Genomic DNA, 17,527 nt, shown 5'->3' with positions numbered 1-17,527 from the left:
CCGACGACAGGAGCGAGCAGCCGTGCCACATGGCAACGTGATCCGCGGGTCCCGGGTCGGGTCCGCGCCCGAACGACCGCCCGAACGCTACGAACCGGCGCCCCGGCAGGCCGTCACCTACTGGTGCCGCAACGGCCACCGCGTGGAGATCCTCATCGCCGCGGAGGCCGCGGCGCCCGCCCTCTGGGACTGCCCGCGCTGCGGCCACCCGGCGGGCCGGGACGCGCAGAACCCGCCGGGCCGGGCCCGCTCGGAGCCCTACAAGAGCCATCTGGCGTACGTGAAGGAGCGGCGCACCGACGAGGAGGGCGCGGCGATCCTCGCCGAGGCCCTGGCCGAGCTGCGCCGCCGTCGCGGCCGCTGACCGGTCGGGCGGCTCGGCCCGCCGGTGCGGCCTCGCGCCCCCGGGCCCGCCGCTGCGCGGCCGGCGGGGGCGTCAGCGCAGGCTGCGCAGCCGGGCCGGCACGTCGGCCGCCGCCGGCCGGTCGAGCAACCAGAGGGTACGGCTCACGCCGCGCACCCCGGCGGCGGGCAGCTGCACGGGGCCGGCGCCGGCCAGCGCCATGCCCACCGCCCGCGCCTTGTCGGCGCCGCTGGCCACCAGCCAGACCTCCTCGGCGGTGTTGATCGCCGGCAGCGTGAGCGTGGTGCGCAGCGGCGGCGGCTTCGGGCTGCCCCGCACCGCGCTCACCGGCCGGCTCTCGTAGTGCACCGGGTGCTCGGGGAAGACGGACGCGACGTGCCCGTCCTCCCCGACGCCCAGCATGAGCACGTCGAAGTGGGGCAGCGCCGCGGTGCCGGGCCGGGCCGCGGCGGCCAGTTCGGCGGCGTACCGGGACGCGGCCTCCTCCGGGTCGGCGCCGCCCGGGCCGCCGGCGGCCGGCATCGGGTGCACCCGGGTCGGGTCCAGCGGCACCACGTCCAGCAGCGCCGCCCGGGCCTGGGTCTCGTTGCGGTCCGGGTCGCCCTCCGGCAGGAACCGCTCGTCGCCCCACCAGACGTCGACGCGGGACCAGTCGACCGCGTCCCGCGCGGGCAGTGCCGCCACGGCCCGGTAGACGGCCGCGGCGATGCGGCCTCCGGTCAGCACCACCGACGCCTGGCCCCGTTCGGCCTGCGCGTCGAGCAGCTTGACCACCAAGCGTGCCGCCACCGCCTGCGCCAGCAGGTCGGCGTCGGCGTGGACGGCGACACTCGCCTCACTCATCCTGTGCCTTTTTCGTTCGTCGCGGCCCGCTCGGCGGGCCGCGGTTGTCGTTCCCCTGGGCGGGGCGTCAGCGCCGGTCGCTGGTGCCGGCGTGGGCGGTGACGCCCGCCTCGGCGCGGTCCGCGGTCGCCGGGTCCTTCCAGACGTGCACCCGGGTGGCGGGGCGCTGCTCCAGGCCGGTCACGCCCGCGATGGTGCCCAGCGCCTCCGCGTACACCTGGTCGGCGTCGAGCCGGCGCAGCTCCTCGGCCAGCTCGTCGCCGAGCGGCCGGCGGACCAGCGGCAGCTGGCGATCCTCCTGGCCGGTACGCCGGAACGTGGCCACGCTGTCCTCCCGGGTCAGCGTGAGCTCGTCGCCGTTGGCGCAGTGCAGCTGCACCTCCCGCATCCGCGGGAACTGGTCGGAGTGCTTCCAGCGGGGGCTGATACCGAGCCGGCTGGCCAGCCAACCGCACATGAGCGCGGCCGTCGGGTCGTGCGCCGGCGCCACCACGCTGGCCTCGGTGACCTTGGCCTCGGTGGTGTCGAACGCCCCGGCGACCAAGGTGCGCCACGGGGTGATCCGGGTCCAGGCCAGGTCGGTGTCCCCGGGGGCGTAGTCGTGCGCCCGCTGACGCAGCGCCGCGATCGGGTCCGCGGCCTGCGCCGTGTCGGTGATCCGGCGGTCGGCGACGACACCGAGGAAGTCGGTGGCGATCTCCGCGGGCGGCTCGCCGTGCCACCAGGTAACGACCGGCACGTCCGGGACGAGCAGGGGCATCACCACGGACTCGGCGTGCAGCGCCAGCCGGCCGTACATCCGCATGACCACGGCCTCGCAGGGGCCCAGCCGGCCACCCACCACGATCTCCGCGTCCAGGCGGTTGCGGTCGCGTTCGATGTCGGTGCGGACCACGACGAGCAGTCGGCACGGGTGGGCGGCGGCGGCGATGGTCGCCGCCGCCTCCGCCTCGCGTACCCGCTTCTCGTCCACCACCACGATCAGGGTGAGCGCCATCCCGCTGGCCACGCCGCCCGCGCTGCGCCGCTCGGCGGCGAGCGCCTTGACCACCTCGTTGCCGGTGGTGTCCCACAGGCCGATCATGCTCTTCTCCAAGCCCGGCCCTCGCGGGCCAGCATCTCGTCGGCGGCCCGGGGGCCCCATTCGCCGGCCCGGTACGCCTCCGGCCGGGTGCCGGCCCAGGCCTGCTCCAGGGGGTCGACGACCTGCCAGCTCTGCTCGACCTCGGCCGCGTCCGGGAAGAGCGTCCGGTCGCCGATCAGCACGTCCAGCACCAGCCGCTCGTACGCCTCGGGGCTGGACTCGGTGAACGCCTCGCCGTACTGGAAGTCCATGGCGATGTCGCGGACCTCCATGGCGGTGCCGGGCACCTTGGAACCGAACTTGAGCACCACGCCCTCGTCGGGCTGGACCCGGATGACGAGCTGGTTGTTGCCCAGCGACTCGACGTCCGTGGTGTTGAACGGCAGGTGCGGCGCCTTCTTGAACATGATGGCGACCTCGGTGACCCGCCGGGGCAGCCGCTTGCCGGCCCGGATGTAGAACGGCACCTCGGCCCACCGCCGGTTCTGGATGCCCAGCCGCACCGCCACGTACGTCTCCGTGGTGGAGTCCGCCGGCACGCCCTCCTCGTCCAGGTAGCCGACGGCCCGCTCGCCGCCGACCCAGCCGGGAAGGTACTGGCCCCGCACGGTGCCCTCGGTGACGTCCTTCGGCAGGGTGATCGCCTTGAGCACCTTCAGCTTCTCGGTGCGGATCTCGTCCGGGTCGAAGCTCGTGGGTTCCTCCATGGCCACCAGGGCGAGCAGCTGGAGGAGGTGGTTCTGGAACACGTCCCGGGCCGCGCCGGCCGAGTCGTAGAAGCCGGCGCGGGTGCCGATGCCGACGTCCTCGGCCATCGTGATCTGCACCGAGTCGACGTACTTGGAGTTCCACAGCGGCTCGAACAGGTTGTTGGCGAACCGGAGCGCGAGGATGTTCTGGACCGTCTCCTTGCCCAGGTAGTGGTCGATGCGGAAGACGTCCTTGCGGGTGAAGACGTCGTCGACCAGGTCGTTGAGCGCCTTGGCCGACGGCAGGTCGTGCCCGAACGGCTTCTCGACCACCACCCGCCGCCAGCCGCCGGACTTGGCGTTGTCGGCCATTCCGGTGCGGGCGAGCTGCTTGAGCACCACGGGAAACGCGGCCGGGGGGATGGAGAAGTAGAAGGCGGCGTTGCCCGGGATGCCGTGCGAGTCGCGCAGCTCGTCGAGCGTGGCCGCCAGCTGGTCGAACGCGGCGTCGTCGTCGAACGACCCGCCGACGAACTTGATGTTGCCGGCCAGGCGGGCCCACACCTCGTCCCGCCACGGGGTGCGGGCGTGCTTGCGGGCCGCCTCGCAGGCGAGGGTCTCGAAGTCGCCGTCACCCCAGTCGCGGCGCGCGAAGCCGAGCACCATAAAGCTCGGGGGCAGCAGCCCCCGGTTGGCCAGGTCGTAGACCGCCGGCAGCAGCTTCTTCCGGGCCAGGTCGCCGGTGACCCCGAAGATCACCAGCGCGCACGGCTCCGGAATCCGGGGCAGCCGGCGGTCCTGCGGGTCGCGCAGCGGGTTCGCACCGCCTCTTCGCTCCGCTTGTTCCACGTCTTCCATCCTCACGCCCGCAGCTCACCGGCCGCATCGAGCAGCTGGGCCACGCCCGCGGACCGGTCGGTCAGGTGCAGCCGCAGCACCGGACGGTTCCGCCCGGCGAGCGCCTGCCGGTCGCCGGCGGCCTGCGCCGCCTGAAGCTCCCCGAAGGTGTACGGCTTGCCGGGCACCGGCAGATCATCGGTGACCGCGCCGGTCAGTTGCAGATAGCTGCCGACCTGCGGGCCGCCCTTGTGGTACTGGCCGGTGGAGTGCAGGAACCGGGGGCCCCAGCCGAAGGTCACCGGACGGCCGGCCGCCTCGGCGAGCACCGGCCGCAACCGGGCCACGTCGGCGTCGGCGAACCGGTCGAGGTATGCCATCACCGCGAGGTAGCCGTCGTCGCCGAGCCCGTCGAGCAGCCAGCGCAGCACACCGGCCAGGTCGCCCGGCGCGCCCGCCGGTGCGTAGACCTCGATCGCGCCCTCGGTGAACGACGGCGTCTCCGCCGGCAGGCCCGAGGCCAGGATCTTGTTGGTGTTGTCCTTGGACTCGGTGACGTTCGGCTGGTTGAACGGGTCGATGCCGAGCACCACCCCGGCCACCGCGGTGGCGTACTCCCAGGCCAGGAACTGCGCGCCGAGCGGGCCGTTCACCGCCACGTCCGGGTTGCCGCCGCCACCGGGAGCGTCGCCGGCGGCCAGGGAGCCGCCGTAACTCACGGTCAGCACGTCCGGGCCCGTGGCGCCCGGGCTCTGCGGCGATTCCACGACCACCGGGAGGATGCCCACGCCGGCCTTGCCGGTGGACTCGGCGATCAGCTGCTCGGCCCAGTCGCCGAGCCCGTCGATGCCGGTGCCGTCGGAGACCAGCGCGACCTTGTCCCGGCCGTCGGTGGCCGCGGCGCCGAGGGCGGCGCCCAGCGCCAGGGCCGGGTTGTCGCTGTCGCCGGCGAGCGCGGCCGCGAGTTCGTCGGCCTGGTCGATCAGTTCGCTCACGTCGACACCCGCGAGCGCCGACGGGACCAGCCCGAACGCGGTGAGCGCCGAGTAGCGGCCGCCCACGTTCGGGTCGGCGAGCACCGTGAACGCGCCCATCTCGGCGGCGGTCTGCTCCAGGGGCGAACCCGGGTCGGTGACGATGACGAAGTGCCGGCCGGCCTCCGCCTCCGTCATCCCGGCGTCCAGGAACGCCTGCCAGTACGCCCGGCGGTGGCTGTCGGTCTCCACCGTCGAGCCCGACTTGCTGGCCACCACGACCACGGTGCGCTCCAGTCGGTCGCCCAGCGCGGCGCGCACCTGGCCCGGGTCGGTCGTGTCGAGCACGGTGAGCGGCCGGCCGAGTGTCCGGGTGATGACCTCCGGGGCCAGCGACGAGCCGCCCATGCCGGCGAGCACGACGTGGTCGAGGTCGCCCAGCTCCGCCTTCAGCTCGGCGAGCTGGGCGAGCAGGTCGCGGCTGCGCCGGTGGGTGTCCACCCAGCCGAGGCGGATCTTCGCCTCGGCCTCGGCCTCGGGACCCCACAGGCTCGGGTCCTTCTCGGCCAGCCGGCGCGGGGTGCCGTTGCGGACCAGCGCCTCCCGCGTCGAGGCGGGCGCGGACTTGTCGACCGCGTCCGCCCCGTAGACGGTCAGGCCCGCGGCCGACTCGGCGGGCGTCGCCAACAGGTCGCTCACGCGTTGCCTCCCGCCTTCGCGGCCGCCTTCGCGTTGCCCTGCGCGGCGCGGCCCGGGGTGCCCGCGCCCTGCGCCGCCGACTCCAGCGACTTGCGGACGCCGTCGAGCAGCTCCAGCCAGCTCGCCTCGAACTTCTCGACGCCCTCGCGCTCCAGCACGGCGATGACGTCGGTCATGTCCACGCGTACGGCCTCCAGGTCGGTGAAGACCTTGCGGGCCGCGTCGTACGAGCCGGTGATGGTGTCCGGACGCGTCTCGCCGTGGTCGGCGTAGGCGTGGATCACGGACTCCGGCATGGTGTTGACCGTGCCGGGCGCGATCAGCTGCTCGACGTAGATGACGTCCCGGTAGTCCGGGTTCTTCGTCGAGGTCGAGGCCCACAGCGGCCGCTGCGGGTGGGCGCCGGCGTCGGCGAGTGCCTGCCACCGGTCGGAGGAGAACACCTTGCCGTACCGCTCGTACGCGAGCTGCGCGTTGGCGACGGCGGCCTTGCCGCGCAGCGCCTTGGCCTCGTCGGAGCCGAGCTTCTCCAGGCGCTTGTCGACCTCCGTGTCGACGCGGGAGACGAAGAAGGAGGCCACCGACCCGATCTTGGACAGGTCGTGCCCGTTCGCCTTCGCCTGCTCCAGCCCGGCGAGGAACGCGTCCATCACCTGCGAGTAGCGGTCCAGGCCGAAGATCAGCGTCACGTTGACGCTGATGCCCTGTGCCAGGGTCGCGGTGATGGCCGGCAGGCCGGCCTCGGTGGCCGGGATCTTGATGAAGAGGTTGGGCCGGTCGATCAGCCACCACAGCGCGCCGGCCTCGGCGACGGTCTTGTCCGTCTCGTGGGCCAGTCGCGGGTCCACCTCGATGGAGACGCGGCCGTCCACACCGCCGCTCGCGTCGTACGCCGGGCGCATCACGTCGCACGCCCAGCGCACGTCGTACGTGGTGAGCATGCGGACCGCCTCCTCGACGTCCACGCCACGGATGGCGAGGTCCCGCAGCTGCCAGTTGTACTCGTCCGCGTCGCTCAGCGCCTTCGCGAAGATGGTCGGGTTCGAGGTCACCCCGACCAGGTGCTTCTCGCGGCGGAGCTGGTCGAGCCCTCCCGAGCTCAGCCGCGTACGGGAAAGATCGTCGAGCCAGATCGCCACCCCAGCGGCGCTGAGCTCGCCCAGCCTGTCCGTCATGCCGTCCACGCTCCCCTCAGTTACCGGTCGTGTAACCGGTGATGTCGCCCACCCGGGTCAACGCCGCGTGCGCCGCGGCCACGATCCGGTCGGGGGTGAACCCGAACTGCTCGAAGAGCACCGAATGTGGCGCGCTCGCCCCGTAGTGCTCCAGGCTCACGCTCTCGCCGCAGTCGCCGACGATGGCGCGCCAGGACATGGCGATCCCCGCCTCCACGCTCACCCGTGCCTTTACCCCGCGCGGCAGGACCGACTCCCGGTAGGCCTCGTCCTGCTCGGCGAACCACTCCTGGCAGGGCATCGAGACGACCCGGGTGGGGGTGCCCTCGGCCTCCAGCCGCTCGCGCGCGGTGAGGCAGAGCTGCACCTCGGAGCCGGTGCCGACGATGATCACCTGCGGCTTGCCGTTGGACGCCTCGGCCAGCACGTACCCCCCGCGGGCCACGCCCTCGGCACCGCCGAGGGTGGCGCGGTCCAGCGTCGGCAGCGCCTGACGGCTCAGCGCCAACGCGGTGGGCCGGTCGGTGTGCTCCAGGGCCATCCGCCAGGCCCACACGGTCTCGTTGGCGTCGGCGGGCCGCACCACGTCCAGGCCGGGGATGGCCCGCAGCGCGGTCAGGTGCTCCACCGGCTGGTGGGTGGGGCCGTCCTCGCCCAGGCCGATCGAGTCGTGCGTCCAGACGTAGACCACCGGCAGCTTCATGAGCGCGGCGAGGCGCACCGAGGGGCGCATGTAGTCGCTGAAGACCAGGAACGTGCCGCCGTACGGGCGGGTGCCGCCGTGCAGGGTGATGCCGTTGAGGATCGCGCCCATGGCGTGCTCACGGATGCCGAAGTGCAGCGTGCGGCCGTACTCGTGGCCGGGGAAGTCCTTGGTGGCGTGGGTGGCCGGGATGAACGACGGCTCGCCCTTCATGGTGGTGTTGTTGCTCTCCGCCAGGTCGGCGGAGCCGCCCCAGAGCTCGGGGAGGACGGGGGCGAGCGCCTCGAGCACCTTCCCGGAGGCGGCGCGGGTGGCGATGCCCTTCGCGTCGGCCGGGAACTCCGGCAGCGCGTCCGCCCAGCCCTCCGGCAGGATCCGGCCGGCCAGCCGGTCGTAGAGCGCCTTGCGCTCCGGGTTGGCCTGCGCCCAGGCGTCGAAGACCCGGGTCCACTCCCGCTGGGCCTCCTCGCCGCGGCCCAGCACCTGGCGGGCGTGCGCGAGGACCTCGTCGTCGACGGCGAAGCTCTGCGCCGGGTCGAAACCGAGGATCTGCTTGGTGGCCGCGACCTCGTCGGCGCCGAGCGCCGAGCCGTGGATCTTGCCGGTGTTCTGCTTGTTGGGCGCGGGCCAGCCGATGATGGTGCGCAGCGCGATGAACGAGGGACGGCCGGTCTCCGCCCGGGCCGCGAGCAGCGCCTGGTAGAGCGCCTCGACGTCCTCGTGGTAGTCGCCCTGGTCGGCGTCGCCGCGGCGCCAGTCGACCGTCTGCACGTGCCACCCGTACGCCTCGTAGCGGGCCGCCACGTCCTCGCTCTTGGCGATGCGGGTGTCGTCCTCGATCGAGATCTCGTTGTCGTCGTAGATGACGGTGAGGTTGCCCAGCTGCTGGTGGCCCGCGATCGCGCTGGCCTCGTGGCTGATGCCCTCCTCGATGTCACCGTCCGAGGCGATGCACCAGATGTTGTGGTCGAAGGCGGAGGCGCCGCCCTCGGCCTCCGGGTCGAACAGGCCCCGCTCGCGCCGGGCGGCCATCGCCATGCCGACCGCGTTGCCCAGGCCCTGGCCGAGCGGGCCGGTGGTCGTCTCGACGCCCGGGGTGTGGCCGTGCTCCGGGTGGCCCGGGGTGAGCGAGCCCCACTGCCGCAGCGACTTCAGGTCGTCGAGTTCGAGCGGGTAGCCGGAGAGGAAGAGCTGGATGTAGAGGGTCAGGCTCGAGTGGCCGGCGGAGAGCACGAACCGGTCCCGACCGGGCCAGTTCGGGTCGGCCGGGTTGTGCCGCATCACCCGGTTGAAGAGCAGGTACGCCGCGGGCGCGAGGCTCATCGCGGTGCCCGGGTGCCCGTTGCCGGATTTTTCCACGGCGTCCATGGCCAGCACGCGGACGGTGTCGACGGCCCGGCGGTCGAGGTCGGACCAGTTGAGTGGGGACTCGGGTTGTTTGGCAGCCACGTTGGTTGTGCTCCTCGGCAGATGGGCGGAACCCTCACTGATGACCCTATCGAGCCGTCCTAAACGTCCGCCCGGGGATCACTGCATGCTCCTTCGTACTCCGGGCGAGGTTGTCGCGGTAGCTCGCGAGATGTGACGGCCCGCACCGTTGCCGGGTCGGCCGGGCAGCCAAAACGACAGCGCGTAGTGTGTGGGGCGGTGTGTGGCCCGATGCGGGTCCGGCCGACCCTGATCTCCCGAGCCGACGCCGGAAGGTGGCAATCCGTGAGCATGATCACCGAGCGCCCCGTGAGCGACTCCGCGGGGCAGCAGCCCGCGCGGACGGCGGCGGAGGGCTCGGTCGCGCAGCGGCGGGACGTCCGGGCGGTCGTCCGGGCGTACGTGGCGCTGACCAAGCCGCGGATCGTCGAGCTGCTGCTGGTGACGACCGTGCCGGCGATGATGCTCGCCGCCGACGGGCTGCCGTCGCTCTGGTTGGTCGCCGTGGTGCTGGTCGGCGGTTCGCTCGCGGCCGGCGCGGCCAGCGTGCTCAACTGCTACATCGACCGCGACATCGACCAGGTGATGCGGCGGACGAAGCGCCGGCCGCTGCCCGCGCACACCGTGTCGCCGCGCAGCGCCCTGGTCTTCGGGCTGGTGCTGGCGGTGATCTCGGTGGCCCTGATGGCCGCGTTCACCAACCTGCTGGCCGCCGGGCTCACCCTGGCCGCGATCGCGTACTACGACCTGGTCTACACGCTCTGGCTCAAGCGGACCACGCCGGCGAACACGTTCTGGGGCGGCGCCTGCGGGGCCGCGCCGGTGCTGATCGGCTGGGCCGCGGTGACCGGCTCGCTGGCGCCGGCGGCCTGGGCGCTGTTCGCGGTCGTCTTCTTCTGGCAGATGCCGCACTTCTACCCGCTCGCCATGAAGTACAAGGACGACTACGCCCGCGCCGGCATCCCGATGCTGCCGGTGGTCGCGTCCGCCCGCCGGGTCAACGCCGAGATCCTGATCTTCACCTGGCTGACCGTGCTGACGTCCCTCGCGGTCTGGCCGCTCGGCATGAGCGTGATCTACGGGCTTCCCACGGCGGTGGTGGGCGCCATGCTCGTGGTCGAGGCGCACCGGCTCACCCGCCGCGTGTCGCGCGGCCAGGCGGTCAAGCCGATGCGGCTGTTCCACTGGTCGACCACGTACCTCACGATCGTCTTCGCTGCGGTCGCGCTGGACGCGCTGCTCTGACGGCCGCTCCGGCGGCGGACCCGCCGCCGGGGGCAGGGGGAGCGGCCCGGAGCGGTTGGGGCCGGACGGCGCGACGTTCGGGCCGGATGGTCCGGCGTCCCGCGTCGGCCGGCGCGGGGTTCTGCGCCGATAAATCATCATCATGGATGAGTTGTCCGTCTTTAGCGTTGCATCCGGCTACCTGTCGTCATGAGTCGGACCGGCTCAACCTGCGGAGTCGGCGTGGCATTTGCGGCCAGCCTTTCGCCCGGTAAGTCTGGATAAAACTGGGCAAGTCACCTGTGCTCTTCCTTAAACCTCCAGGTAACAGGCATCACAAAAGCTTCACGGTTCTCGCCCACCCGGGTGGAAGTCTGCTTAGGCTTCGCGTCATGGCAGATGGTTCCGATACGACGCTGACGGCCGAACACACCGACCAGGCCCCCTCCGGCCTGGTGGCGGGGCTCCGGTCGTTTGCCGCCGGGCACGGCGGTGCGAAGGCGGTCATCGAGTACGTCGGCAAGCGCGGCGCGCGCATCGTCCTCGTGGGTGAGGACGGGGCGTGGGGTGACCAGTTCGCGGACGACACCGTCGTCGCGCGGGAGGCCTGCGCCAAGGCGGGGGTCACCGTCGAGAACGCCTGGGAGCGGGAACTGATGGACCAGATGCGCCCCAGCAACGACCTCTGGCGGTCGATGGCCCGGCGCACGATGGCCCGTTGAGAGATACGTTGACCAACCACCACCAGCCGGCCCGGGGGAAACCCCGGGTCGCTCTCGTCACCTGCACCGAACTCGCCGACCTCGAACCGGACGACCGGCTCGTGCTCGCCCCGCTGGCCGCGCGTGGCGTCACGGCCGAACCCGTCGTCTGGGACGACCCGGCCGCCGACTGGGCGGCGTACGACCTCGCGGTGCTCCGCTCACCATGGGACTACATGCTGCGCCGCGAGGAGTTCGTGGCCTGGGCGCAGCGCGTGCCGGCCCTGGCCAACCCCGCCGACGTGGTGCGGTGGAACACCGACAAGCGGTACCTCGACGACCTGTCGGCCGCGGGTGTCCCGACCGTACCGACGTCCTGGGTCGTGCCCGGGGAGCGCTGGGAGCCGCCCGCCGGCGGCGAGTACGTGATCAAGCCGGCGGTCAGCGCGGGCAGCAAGGACACCGGCCGCTACGACCTGGCCGACCCGGAACACCGGGAGCTCGCGGCGGCGCACGTACGGCGGCTGTCGGACGCCGGCCGGCTCACGATGATCCAGCCGTACCTGGAGGCGGTCGACACGGCGGGGGAGACCGCGCTGCTGTTCCTCGCCGGCCCGGACGGGCTGGCGTTCAGCCACGCGATCCGCAAGGGCCCGCTGCTGACGGGGCCGGACCTCGGCGTCGACGGGCTCTACCGGATCGAGGAGATCACACCCCGCACCGCCACCGAGGAGCAGTTGGCGGTGGCCGAGAAGACGCTGGCCGCCGTGCCGGGCGGGTCGGAACGGCTCCTGTACGCCCGGGTCGACCTGATCCCGGGCGCGGACGGCCGGCCGGTCCTCGTCGAGGTGGAACTCACCGAGCCGTCGCTCTTCCTGGCCCACTCCGAGGGCGCGCCCGACCGCCTCGCCGAGGCGATCGTGACGCACCTGTCCCGCCACCCCTGACCCGGCACCCCGCCGGCTCCCGCCGGCTTCCCGCCACGGTGATCAAGAGGTTTGCGTCAGGATCCGGCCCCCGGCCGACGCAAACCTCTTGATCACCCGGGGAAGCAGCCCAAGATCACGCAACATCCTGGATGTAGTGGACTCACGGGCCGCCGTAGACCACTACATCCAGGATCCAGCACGATCACGCCGCCGGGCGCCGGGCGCCGGACGCCGGGCGTCACAGGACGCCGGACGCGCATGGATCATCCGGCGGCGCGGGAGTGCGCCGCGGGGCCGGGCGGTGCGAGAGGGTCAGGCGGTTGCGGGGACGGCGTCGCGCGCCGGCGTGGCGGGCGCCGTCGGGGGTGTGGCCAGCCGGCGTTCGCGGGTCGACCACTGGACGTGCAGGGCCGCCAGCAGGACCAGGCAGGAACCCAGCATGTGCGCGCCCACGAGTACGCCGGGCAGGTGGGTGAAGTACTGCACGAAACCCACCACACCCTGGCCCAGTTCCACGGCGACCAGCAGCAGCGCGGCCCGGGCAGGCCCGGTCGCGCCCACGGCGCGGAAGGCGAAGATCAGCGCCAGCGAGAGGCCGAGCAGGAGGAAGACGCCGTCCGCGTGCACCTGGGAGATCGACTCCGGGTCCAGGCCGTTACGGGCCGCGCCCTGGTCGCCGGCGTGCGGGCCGCTGCCGGTGACCCAGGTGCCCACCACGAGGACGGCGACCGTGACCGCCGTGGTGAGCCCGGTGAGCGCCCGCAGCGGCGCCGGCACGACGCTCACCGCCGGCGCGTCCGGCTCCGCGGTGCGGCGCCACAGGGCGTACGCGGCGGCGATCACGGCCATCGAGGCGAGGAAGTGCAGCCCGACCACCCACGGGTTCAGGTTGGTCAGCACGGTGATCCCGCCGACCACCGCCTGAGCGGGGATGCCGAAGAAGACCGCCACGGCGAGCGGCAGCAGCCCGCGCCGACGTGGCCGGTGCGCCAGCACCGCGAGGACCGTGGCGAACGCGATGATGCCCACCGCGAAGGTGAGCATCCGGTTGCCGAACTCGATGACGCCGTGCACGCCCATCTCGCCCGTGGCGACGTACGACTCGTCGGTGCACCGGGGCCAGGTCGGGCAACCGAGGCCCGAGGCGGTCAGCCGGACGGCCCCGCCGGTGACCACGATCCCGACGTTCGCGATGATCGAGGCGAGCGCGAGCCGGCGCAGCAGCGCGGCGGAGACCGGGAACCGGACGGATCGCTTCACGGAGCGAATCCTACGCACCGTAGTGGTGACCCGAACGGGTGACTCCTGTCCCCGGTGTCGGGGATCACCGGGGCATGAGTTTGCGGCCCTTCGGCCATTTACGTAACGTTGGCGTTGTGAAAAAGGCGGCGGGCGTCTCCGGGCACCGGCCGGCGACCGTTCCGGTCGCCGGTCAGCCGGCGTCTGACGTCGTCGGGGCCGACCTGCCCACCCGCGAGCGGGTGACCCAGCTGCTGCTGGAACAGGGGGCCACCACCGCCGCGCAGCTCGGTTCGGCGCTCGGCCTGAGCCCGGCCGCGATCCGCCGGCACCTCGACGCGATGCTCGCCGACGGTGACGTGGTCGCCCGGGAGCAGACGGTACGCGGCCACCGGGGCCGGGGCCGCCCGGCCAAGGTGTTCGTGCTGACCGACGCCGGCCGGGTCCGCTGCGGCACCCACCACTACGACAACATGGCCACCGCCGCGCTGCGCTGGATCGCCCGCAACGGGGGATCCGAGGCGGTCGAGGCGTTCGCCGCCGAGCAGGTCTCCGCCCTGGAGGCCCGCTGCCGGTCGGCCATGGAGGACGCCGGCGACGACCCGCTCGCGCGGGCGGAGGCGCTCGCCGGCGCATTGACCGCCGAGGGCTACGCTGCCAACGCGTCCACGATCGCCTCCGGTGGCCAGCTCTGCCAGCACCACTGCCCGGTGGCGCACGTGGCCGCCGAGTTTCCCCAGCTGTGCGAGGCCGAGACCGAGGTGATCTCCCGCCTGGTCGGCACCCACGTGCAGCGCCTGGCCACCATCGCGCACGGCGACGGGGTGTGCACCACGCACATTCCGGCCCAGCCGGGGCGTGCCCAGTCCGGAAAGACCGTCACCACTGTGAGGACAGATAGATGACCGAGCAGATCGTCCAGCCCCTGACCCAGGAGGAGCAGCTCGCCGCCCTGGGCCGCTACGAGTACGGCTGGGCCGACCCGGACGTCGCCGGGGCCTCCGCCCAGCGCGGCCTCAACGAGGCGGTGGTGCGGGACATCTCGGCGAAGAAGAACGAGCCGGCCTGGATGCTCGACCTGCGCCTGAAGGGCCTGCGGCTGTTCGACCGTAAGCCGATGCCGGCCTGGGGCGCCGACCTCACCGGGATCGACTTCGACAACATCAAGTACTTCGTCCGGTCCACCGAGAAGCAGGCCGCCAGCTGGGAGGACCTGCCCGAGGACATCAAGAACACCTACGACAAGCTGGGCATCCCCGAGGCGGAGAAGCAGCGGCTGATCGCCGGTGTCGCGGCGCAGTACGAGTCCGAGGTCGTCTACCACAAGATCCGTGAGGACCTCGAGGAGCAGGGCGTCATCTTCCTCGACACGGACACCGCGCTGCGCGAGCACGAGGACCTGTTCAAGGAGTACTTCGGCACCGTCATCCCGGTGGGCGACAACAAGTTCGCCGCGCTGAACACCTCCGTCTGGTCCGGTGGCTCGTTCATCTACGTGCCGAAGGGCGTGCACGTGGAGATCCCGCTGCAGGCCTACTTCCGGATCAACACGGAGAACATGGGCCAGTTCGAGCGGACGCTGATCATCGTCGACGAGGGCGCGTACGTGCACTACGTCGAGGGCTGCACCGCGCCCATCTACTCCTCCGACTCGCTGCACAGCGCGGTCGTCGAGATCATCGTGAAGAAGAACGCGCGGTGCCGCTACACGACCATCCAGAACTGGTCGAACAACGTCTACAACCTGGTGACCAAGCGCGCCGTCTGCCAGGAGGGCGCGACCATGGAGTGGATCGACGGCAACATCGGCTCCAAGGTCACCATGAAGTACCCGGCGGTCTACATGCTCGGCGAGCACGCCAAGGGTGAGGTGCTCTCGGTGGCGATGGCCGGCGAGGGCCAGCACCAGGACGCCGGCGCCAAGATGGTGCACGGCGCGCCGCACACCTCCTCGACCATCGTGTCTAAGTCGATCGCCCGGGGCGGCGGCCGCACCTCGTACCGGGGTCTCGTGCAGGTGATGGAGGGCTCGCACCACAGCAAGAGCACCGTCAAGTGCGACGCGCTGCTGGTCGACACCATCTCCCGCTCGGACACCTACCCCTACGTCGACATCCGCGAGGACGACGTGGCGATGGGGCACGAGGCGACCGTCTCCAAGGTCAGCGAGGACCAGCTCTTCTACCTGATGAGCCGGGGCCTGTCCGAGGACGAGGCGATGGCGATGATCGTGCGCGGCTTCATCGAGCCGATCGCCAAGGAACTCCCCATGGAGTACGCCCTGGAGCTCAACCGCCTGATCGAGCTCCAGATGGAGGGCGCGGTCGGCTGACGCCGCCCGCGCCTCGCACCAGACACCGTCGTCGCCAGAACAGACCAAGGAAGAGATGACTACCCAGGCTTCCGCGCCGCCGAGCACCAAGTCGCAGGCGCTCCGCTCGTACGACGTCGCCGACTTCCCGGCCCTCACCGGCCTGGAGGAGGAGTGGCGGTTCACCCCGCTCAAGCGCCTGCGCGGCCTGACCGGCGGGGCGCAGACCGCGACCGGCACGGTCCGGCACGAGCACGGTGACCTGCCGGAGGGCGTCACCGTGACCCGGGTCGGCAGGGACGACCCGCGGGTGGGCAGTGTGCTCACCCCGTTCGACCGGGTCAGCGCCCTGGCCTACGGCGGGGCCGAGCAGGCGCTGCTGGTCCAGGTGGCGCGGGAGGCGGTGGTCGCCGAGCCGGTGACCGTACGGGTGGTCGGCGGCGGCGCCGACGGGCTGGCCTTCGGGCACAGCGTCGTCGAGGTGGGTCGGTTCGCCGAGGTGACCCTCGTGCTGGAGCACGTCGGCTCGGCCACGCTGGCCGACAACGTCGAGGTGACCGTGGCCGACGGCGCGAAGCTCACGCTGGTCACCGTGGCCGACTGGGCCGACGACGCGGTGCAGGCGCAGCACCTCAAGGTGAAGCTGGGCCGTGACGCCAAGGTGGTGCACGTCCAGGTGAGCCTCGGCGGCGACCTGGTCCGGCAGTACACCTCGGTCGAGTACACCGACCGCGGTGGCGAGGCCGAGCTGTACGGCGTCTACTTCGCCGACTCGGGCCAGCACCTGGAGCACCGGCAGCTCGTCGACCACTCGGTGCCGGACTGCCGCAGCTACGTGGGCTACCGGGGTGCCCTGCAGGGGGAGAGCGCGCACACCGTCTGGGTGGGTGATGTGCTGATCCGCGCCGAGGCGACCGGCACCGACACGTACGAGATCAACCGGAACCTGCTGCTCACCGATGGCGCGCGGGCCGACTCCGTACCCAACCTGGAGATCGAGACCGGCGAGATCGCCGGCGCCGGCCACGCCAGCGCGACCGGCCGCTTCGACGACGAGCAGCTGTTCTACCTGATGGCCCGGGGCATCCCGGAGGCCGAGGCCCGCCGTCTCGTGGTGCGCGGCTTCTTCGCCGAGCTGATCAACAAGATCCCGGTCGAGGAGCTGCGGGACCGGCTCGGCGCGGCCATCGAGGACCGGCTCGCCAAGGCGGGGGCCTGATGATCCGCATCTGCTCCACGGAGGACATCCCGAAGGGCACCGCCATCAGCGCGGATGTCGACGGTACCCAGCTCGCCGTGGTGCACGCCGAGGACGACAGGTTCTACGCCGTGTACGACGAGTGCTCGCACGCCGCGGTCGCCCTCTCCGAGGGTGAGGTGGACGGCTGCACGCTGGAGTGCTGGCTGCACGGTTCCCGCTTCGACCTGCGCACCGGCGAGCCCACCGGGCTGCCCGCCACCGAACCCGTACCCGTCTACCCCGTCGAAGTCCGCGACGGCGACATCTTCGTCAGCCTGACGCCGAGCAATGGAGTGACCCGATAATGAGCACCCTGGAGATCCGCGACCTGAAGGTGTCGGTCAAGCTGCCCGAGGGTGAGCTCAAGCCGATCCTGGCCGGTGTCGACCTGACCGTCCGCTCCGGTGAGACCCACGCCATCATGGGCCCGAACGGCTCCGGCAAGTCGACCCTGGCGTACTCGATCGCCGGCCACCCGAAGTACGAGATCACCGGCGGCACGGTGACCCTCGACGGCGAGGACGTGCTGGCCATGTCCGTCGACGAGCGGGCCCGCGCCGGTCTCTTCCTGGCGATGCAGTACCCGGTCGAGGTCCCCGGCGTGTCGGTGGCCAACTTCCTGCGTACCGCCAAGACCGCCATCGACGGCGAGGCCCCGAAGCTGCGGACGTGGGGCGGCGACCTGCGCGGCGCCATGGAGCGGCTGCAGATGGACCCGGCGTTCGCCCAGCGCAACGTCAACGAGGGCTTCTCCGGCGGCGAGAAGAAGCGGCACGAGATCGTGCAGCTGGAGCTGCTCAAGCCGAAGATGGCCATCCTCGACGAGACCGACTCCGGCCTGGACGTCGACGCGCTGCGCGTGGTCAGCGAGGGAGTCAACCGGGTCCGCGACACCGGCGACACCGGCCTGCTGCTGATCACCCACTACACCCGGATCCTGCGCTACATCAAGCCGGACTTCGTGCACGTGTTCGTGGCCGGCCGGATCGTCGAGCAGGGCGGCCCGGAGCTGGCCGAGAAGCTCGAGGAAGAGGGCTACGAGCGGTACGTCGCCGGAGCCGGCGCGGCCCGGGCCTGATCCTCGGAG

The 17,527-nt window shown here is 72.1% G+C and carries 16 protein-coding genes; 9 read left to right on the top strand and 7 right to left on the bottom strand.

All coding sequences use genetic code 11. The features are described 5' to 3' along the window. The first annotated feature begins 22 nt into the window (after nucleotides 1–22). Entirely contained in the window at nucleotides 23–364 is a 342-nt protein-coding gene (locus D7193_RS13115; protein ID WP_120779758.1) for an RNA polymerase-binding protein RbpA, read from the top strand. Between the two features lie 72 nt (nucleotides 365–436). On the opposite strand, the gene pgl is transcribed toward D7193_RS13115, so the two are convergent. The 6 genes from pgl to tkt all read right to left on the bottom strand — a co-directional run bounded on the left by pgl (nucleotide 437) and on the right by tkt (nucleotide 8,817). Then, on the bottom strand, nucleotides 437–1,207 hold the full coding sequence (gene pgl / locus D7193_RS13110; RefSeq protein ID WP_120779757.1) for a 6-phosphogluconolactonase: 771 nt from the start codon (nucleotides 1,205–1,207) through the stop codon (nucleotides 437–439). 67 nt (nucleotides 1,208–1,274) lie between these two features. Next, nucleotides 1,275–2,291, bottom strand: a complete 1,017-nt coding sequence (locus tag D7193_RS13105; protein ID WP_120779756.1) for a glucose-6-phosphate dehydrogenase assembly protein OpcA — start codon at nucleotides 2,289–2,291, stop codon at nucleotides 1,275–1,277. Next, complete coding sequence (gene zwf / locus D7193_RS13100) at nucleotides 2,288–3,838, bottom strand: glucose-6-phosphate dehydrogenase (protein WP_120779755.1); 1,551 nt, start codon at nucleotides 3,836–3,838, stop codon at nucleotides 2,288–2,290. Before zwf ends, D7193_RS13105 begins: the two co-directional genes overlap by 4 nt. Before the next feature lie 2 nt (nucleotides 3,839–3,840). Further along, nucleotides 3,841–5,490 carry a glucose-6-phosphate isomerase gene (locus D7193_RS13095; protein ID WP_120779754.1) on the bottom strand — a complete coding sequence of 550 codons (1,650 nt, stop codon included), beginning with the start codon at nucleotides 5,488–5,490 and terminating at the stop codon, nucleotides 3,841–3,843. Beyond that, complete coding sequence (tal, locus tag D7193_RS13090; RefSeq protein WP_120780380.1) at nucleotides 5,487–6,665, bottom strand: transaldolase; 1,179 nt, start codon at nucleotides 6,663–6,665, stop codon at nucleotides 5,487–5,489. The genes D7193_RS13095 and tal overlap by 4 nt, the downstream gene beginning before the upstream one ends. Before the next feature lie 16 nt (nucleotides 6,666–6,681). Continuing rightward, a complete protein-coding gene (gene tkt / locus D7193_RS13085) occupies nucleotides 6,682–8,817 on the bottom strand; it encodes a transketolase (protein WP_120779753.1) in 2,136 nt (711 codons plus the stop codon). Between the two features lie 264 nt (nucleotides 8,818–9,081). Between tkt and D7193_RS13080 the strand changes: the two genes are divergently transcribed. The 3 genes from D7193_RS13080 to D7193_RS13070 all read left to right on the top strand — a co-directional run bounded on the left by D7193_RS13080 (nucleotide 9,082) and on the right by D7193_RS13070 (nucleotide 11,668). Next, on the top strand, nucleotides 9,082–10,041 hold the full coding sequence (locus D7193_RS13080; protein ID WP_120779752.1) for a heme o synthase: 960 nt from the start codon (nucleotides 9,082–9,084) through the stop codon (nucleotides 10,039–10,041). A 371-nt stretch (nucleotides 10,042–10,412) separates the two neighbouring features. Beyond that, complete coding sequence (locus tag D7193_RS13075; RefSeq protein WP_120779751.1) at nucleotides 10,413–10,742, top strand: hypothetical protein; 330 nt, start codon at nucleotides 10,413–10,415, stop codon at nucleotides 10,740–10,742. Between the two features lie 8 nt (nucleotides 10,743–10,750). After that, on the top strand, nucleotides 10,751–11,668 hold the full coding sequence (locus D7193_RS13070; protein ID WP_120779750.1) for an ATP-grasp domain-containing protein: 918 nt from the start codon (nucleotides 10,751–10,753) through the stop codon (nucleotides 11,666–11,668). Between the two features lie 294 nt (nucleotides 11,669–11,962). On the opposite strand, the gene D7193_RS13065 is transcribed toward D7193_RS13070, so the two are convergent. Next, nucleotides 11,963–12,928, bottom strand: a complete 966-nt coding sequence (locus D7193_RS13065) for a COX15/CtaA family protein (RefSeq protein WP_174242616.1) — start codon at nucleotides 12,926–12,928, stop codon at nucleotides 11,963–11,965. Between the two features lie 98 nt (nucleotides 12,929–13,026). On the opposite strand from D7193_RS13065, the gene D7193_RS13060 reads away from it, so the two are divergent. From D7193_RS13060 to sufC, 5 genes are read left to right on the top strand one after another with little or no spacing between them, the layout of a single operon-like run. Next, complete coding sequence (locus D7193_RS13060) at nucleotides 13,027–13,794, top strand: helix-turn-helix transcriptional regulator (RefSeq protein ID WP_120779748.1); 768 nt, start codon at nucleotides 13,027–13,029, stop codon at nucleotides 13,792–13,794. Then, entirely contained in the window at nucleotides 13,791–15,221 is a 1,431-nt protein-coding gene (gene sufB / locus D7193_RS13055; RefSeq protein ID WP_120779747.1) for a Fe-S cluster assembly protein SufB, read from the top strand. Before D7193_RS13060 ends, sufB begins: the two co-directional genes overlap by 4 nt. Before the next feature lie 55 nt (nucleotides 15,222–15,276). Next, on the top strand, nucleotides 15,277–16,419 hold the full coding sequence (sufD, locus tag D7193_RS13050; RefSeq protein ID WP_120779746.1) for a Fe-S cluster assembly protein SufD: 1,143 nt from the start codon (nucleotides 15,277–15,279) through the stop codon (nucleotides 16,417–16,419). After that, nucleotides 16,419–16,745 carry a non-heme iron oxygenase ferredoxin subunit gene (locus D7193_RS13045; protein ID WP_120779745.1) on the top strand — a complete coding sequence of 109 codons (327 nt, stop codon included), beginning with the start codon at nucleotides 16,419–16,421 and terminating at the stop codon, nucleotides 16,743–16,745. The genes sufD and D7193_RS13045 overlap by 1 nt, the downstream gene beginning before the upstream one ends. Further along, entirely contained in the window at nucleotides 16,745–17,518 is a 774-nt protein-coding gene (gene sufC / locus D7193_RS13040; RefSeq protein ID WP_120779744.1) for a Fe-S cluster assembly ATPase SufC, read from the top strand. Before D7193_RS13045 ends, sufC begins: the two co-directional genes overlap by 1 nt. Nucleotides 17,519–17,527 lie beyond the last annotated feature (9 nt).

Source organism: Micromonospora costi (assembly GCF_003626655.1).
Classification (GTDB): domain Bacteria; phylum Actinomycetota; class Actinomycetes; order Mycobacteriales; family Micromonosporaceae; genus Micromonospora; species Micromonospora costi.
The sequence above is the reverse complement of the archived record's forward strand: the minus strand, read 5'-3'. Positions and strand labels throughout refer to the sequence as shown.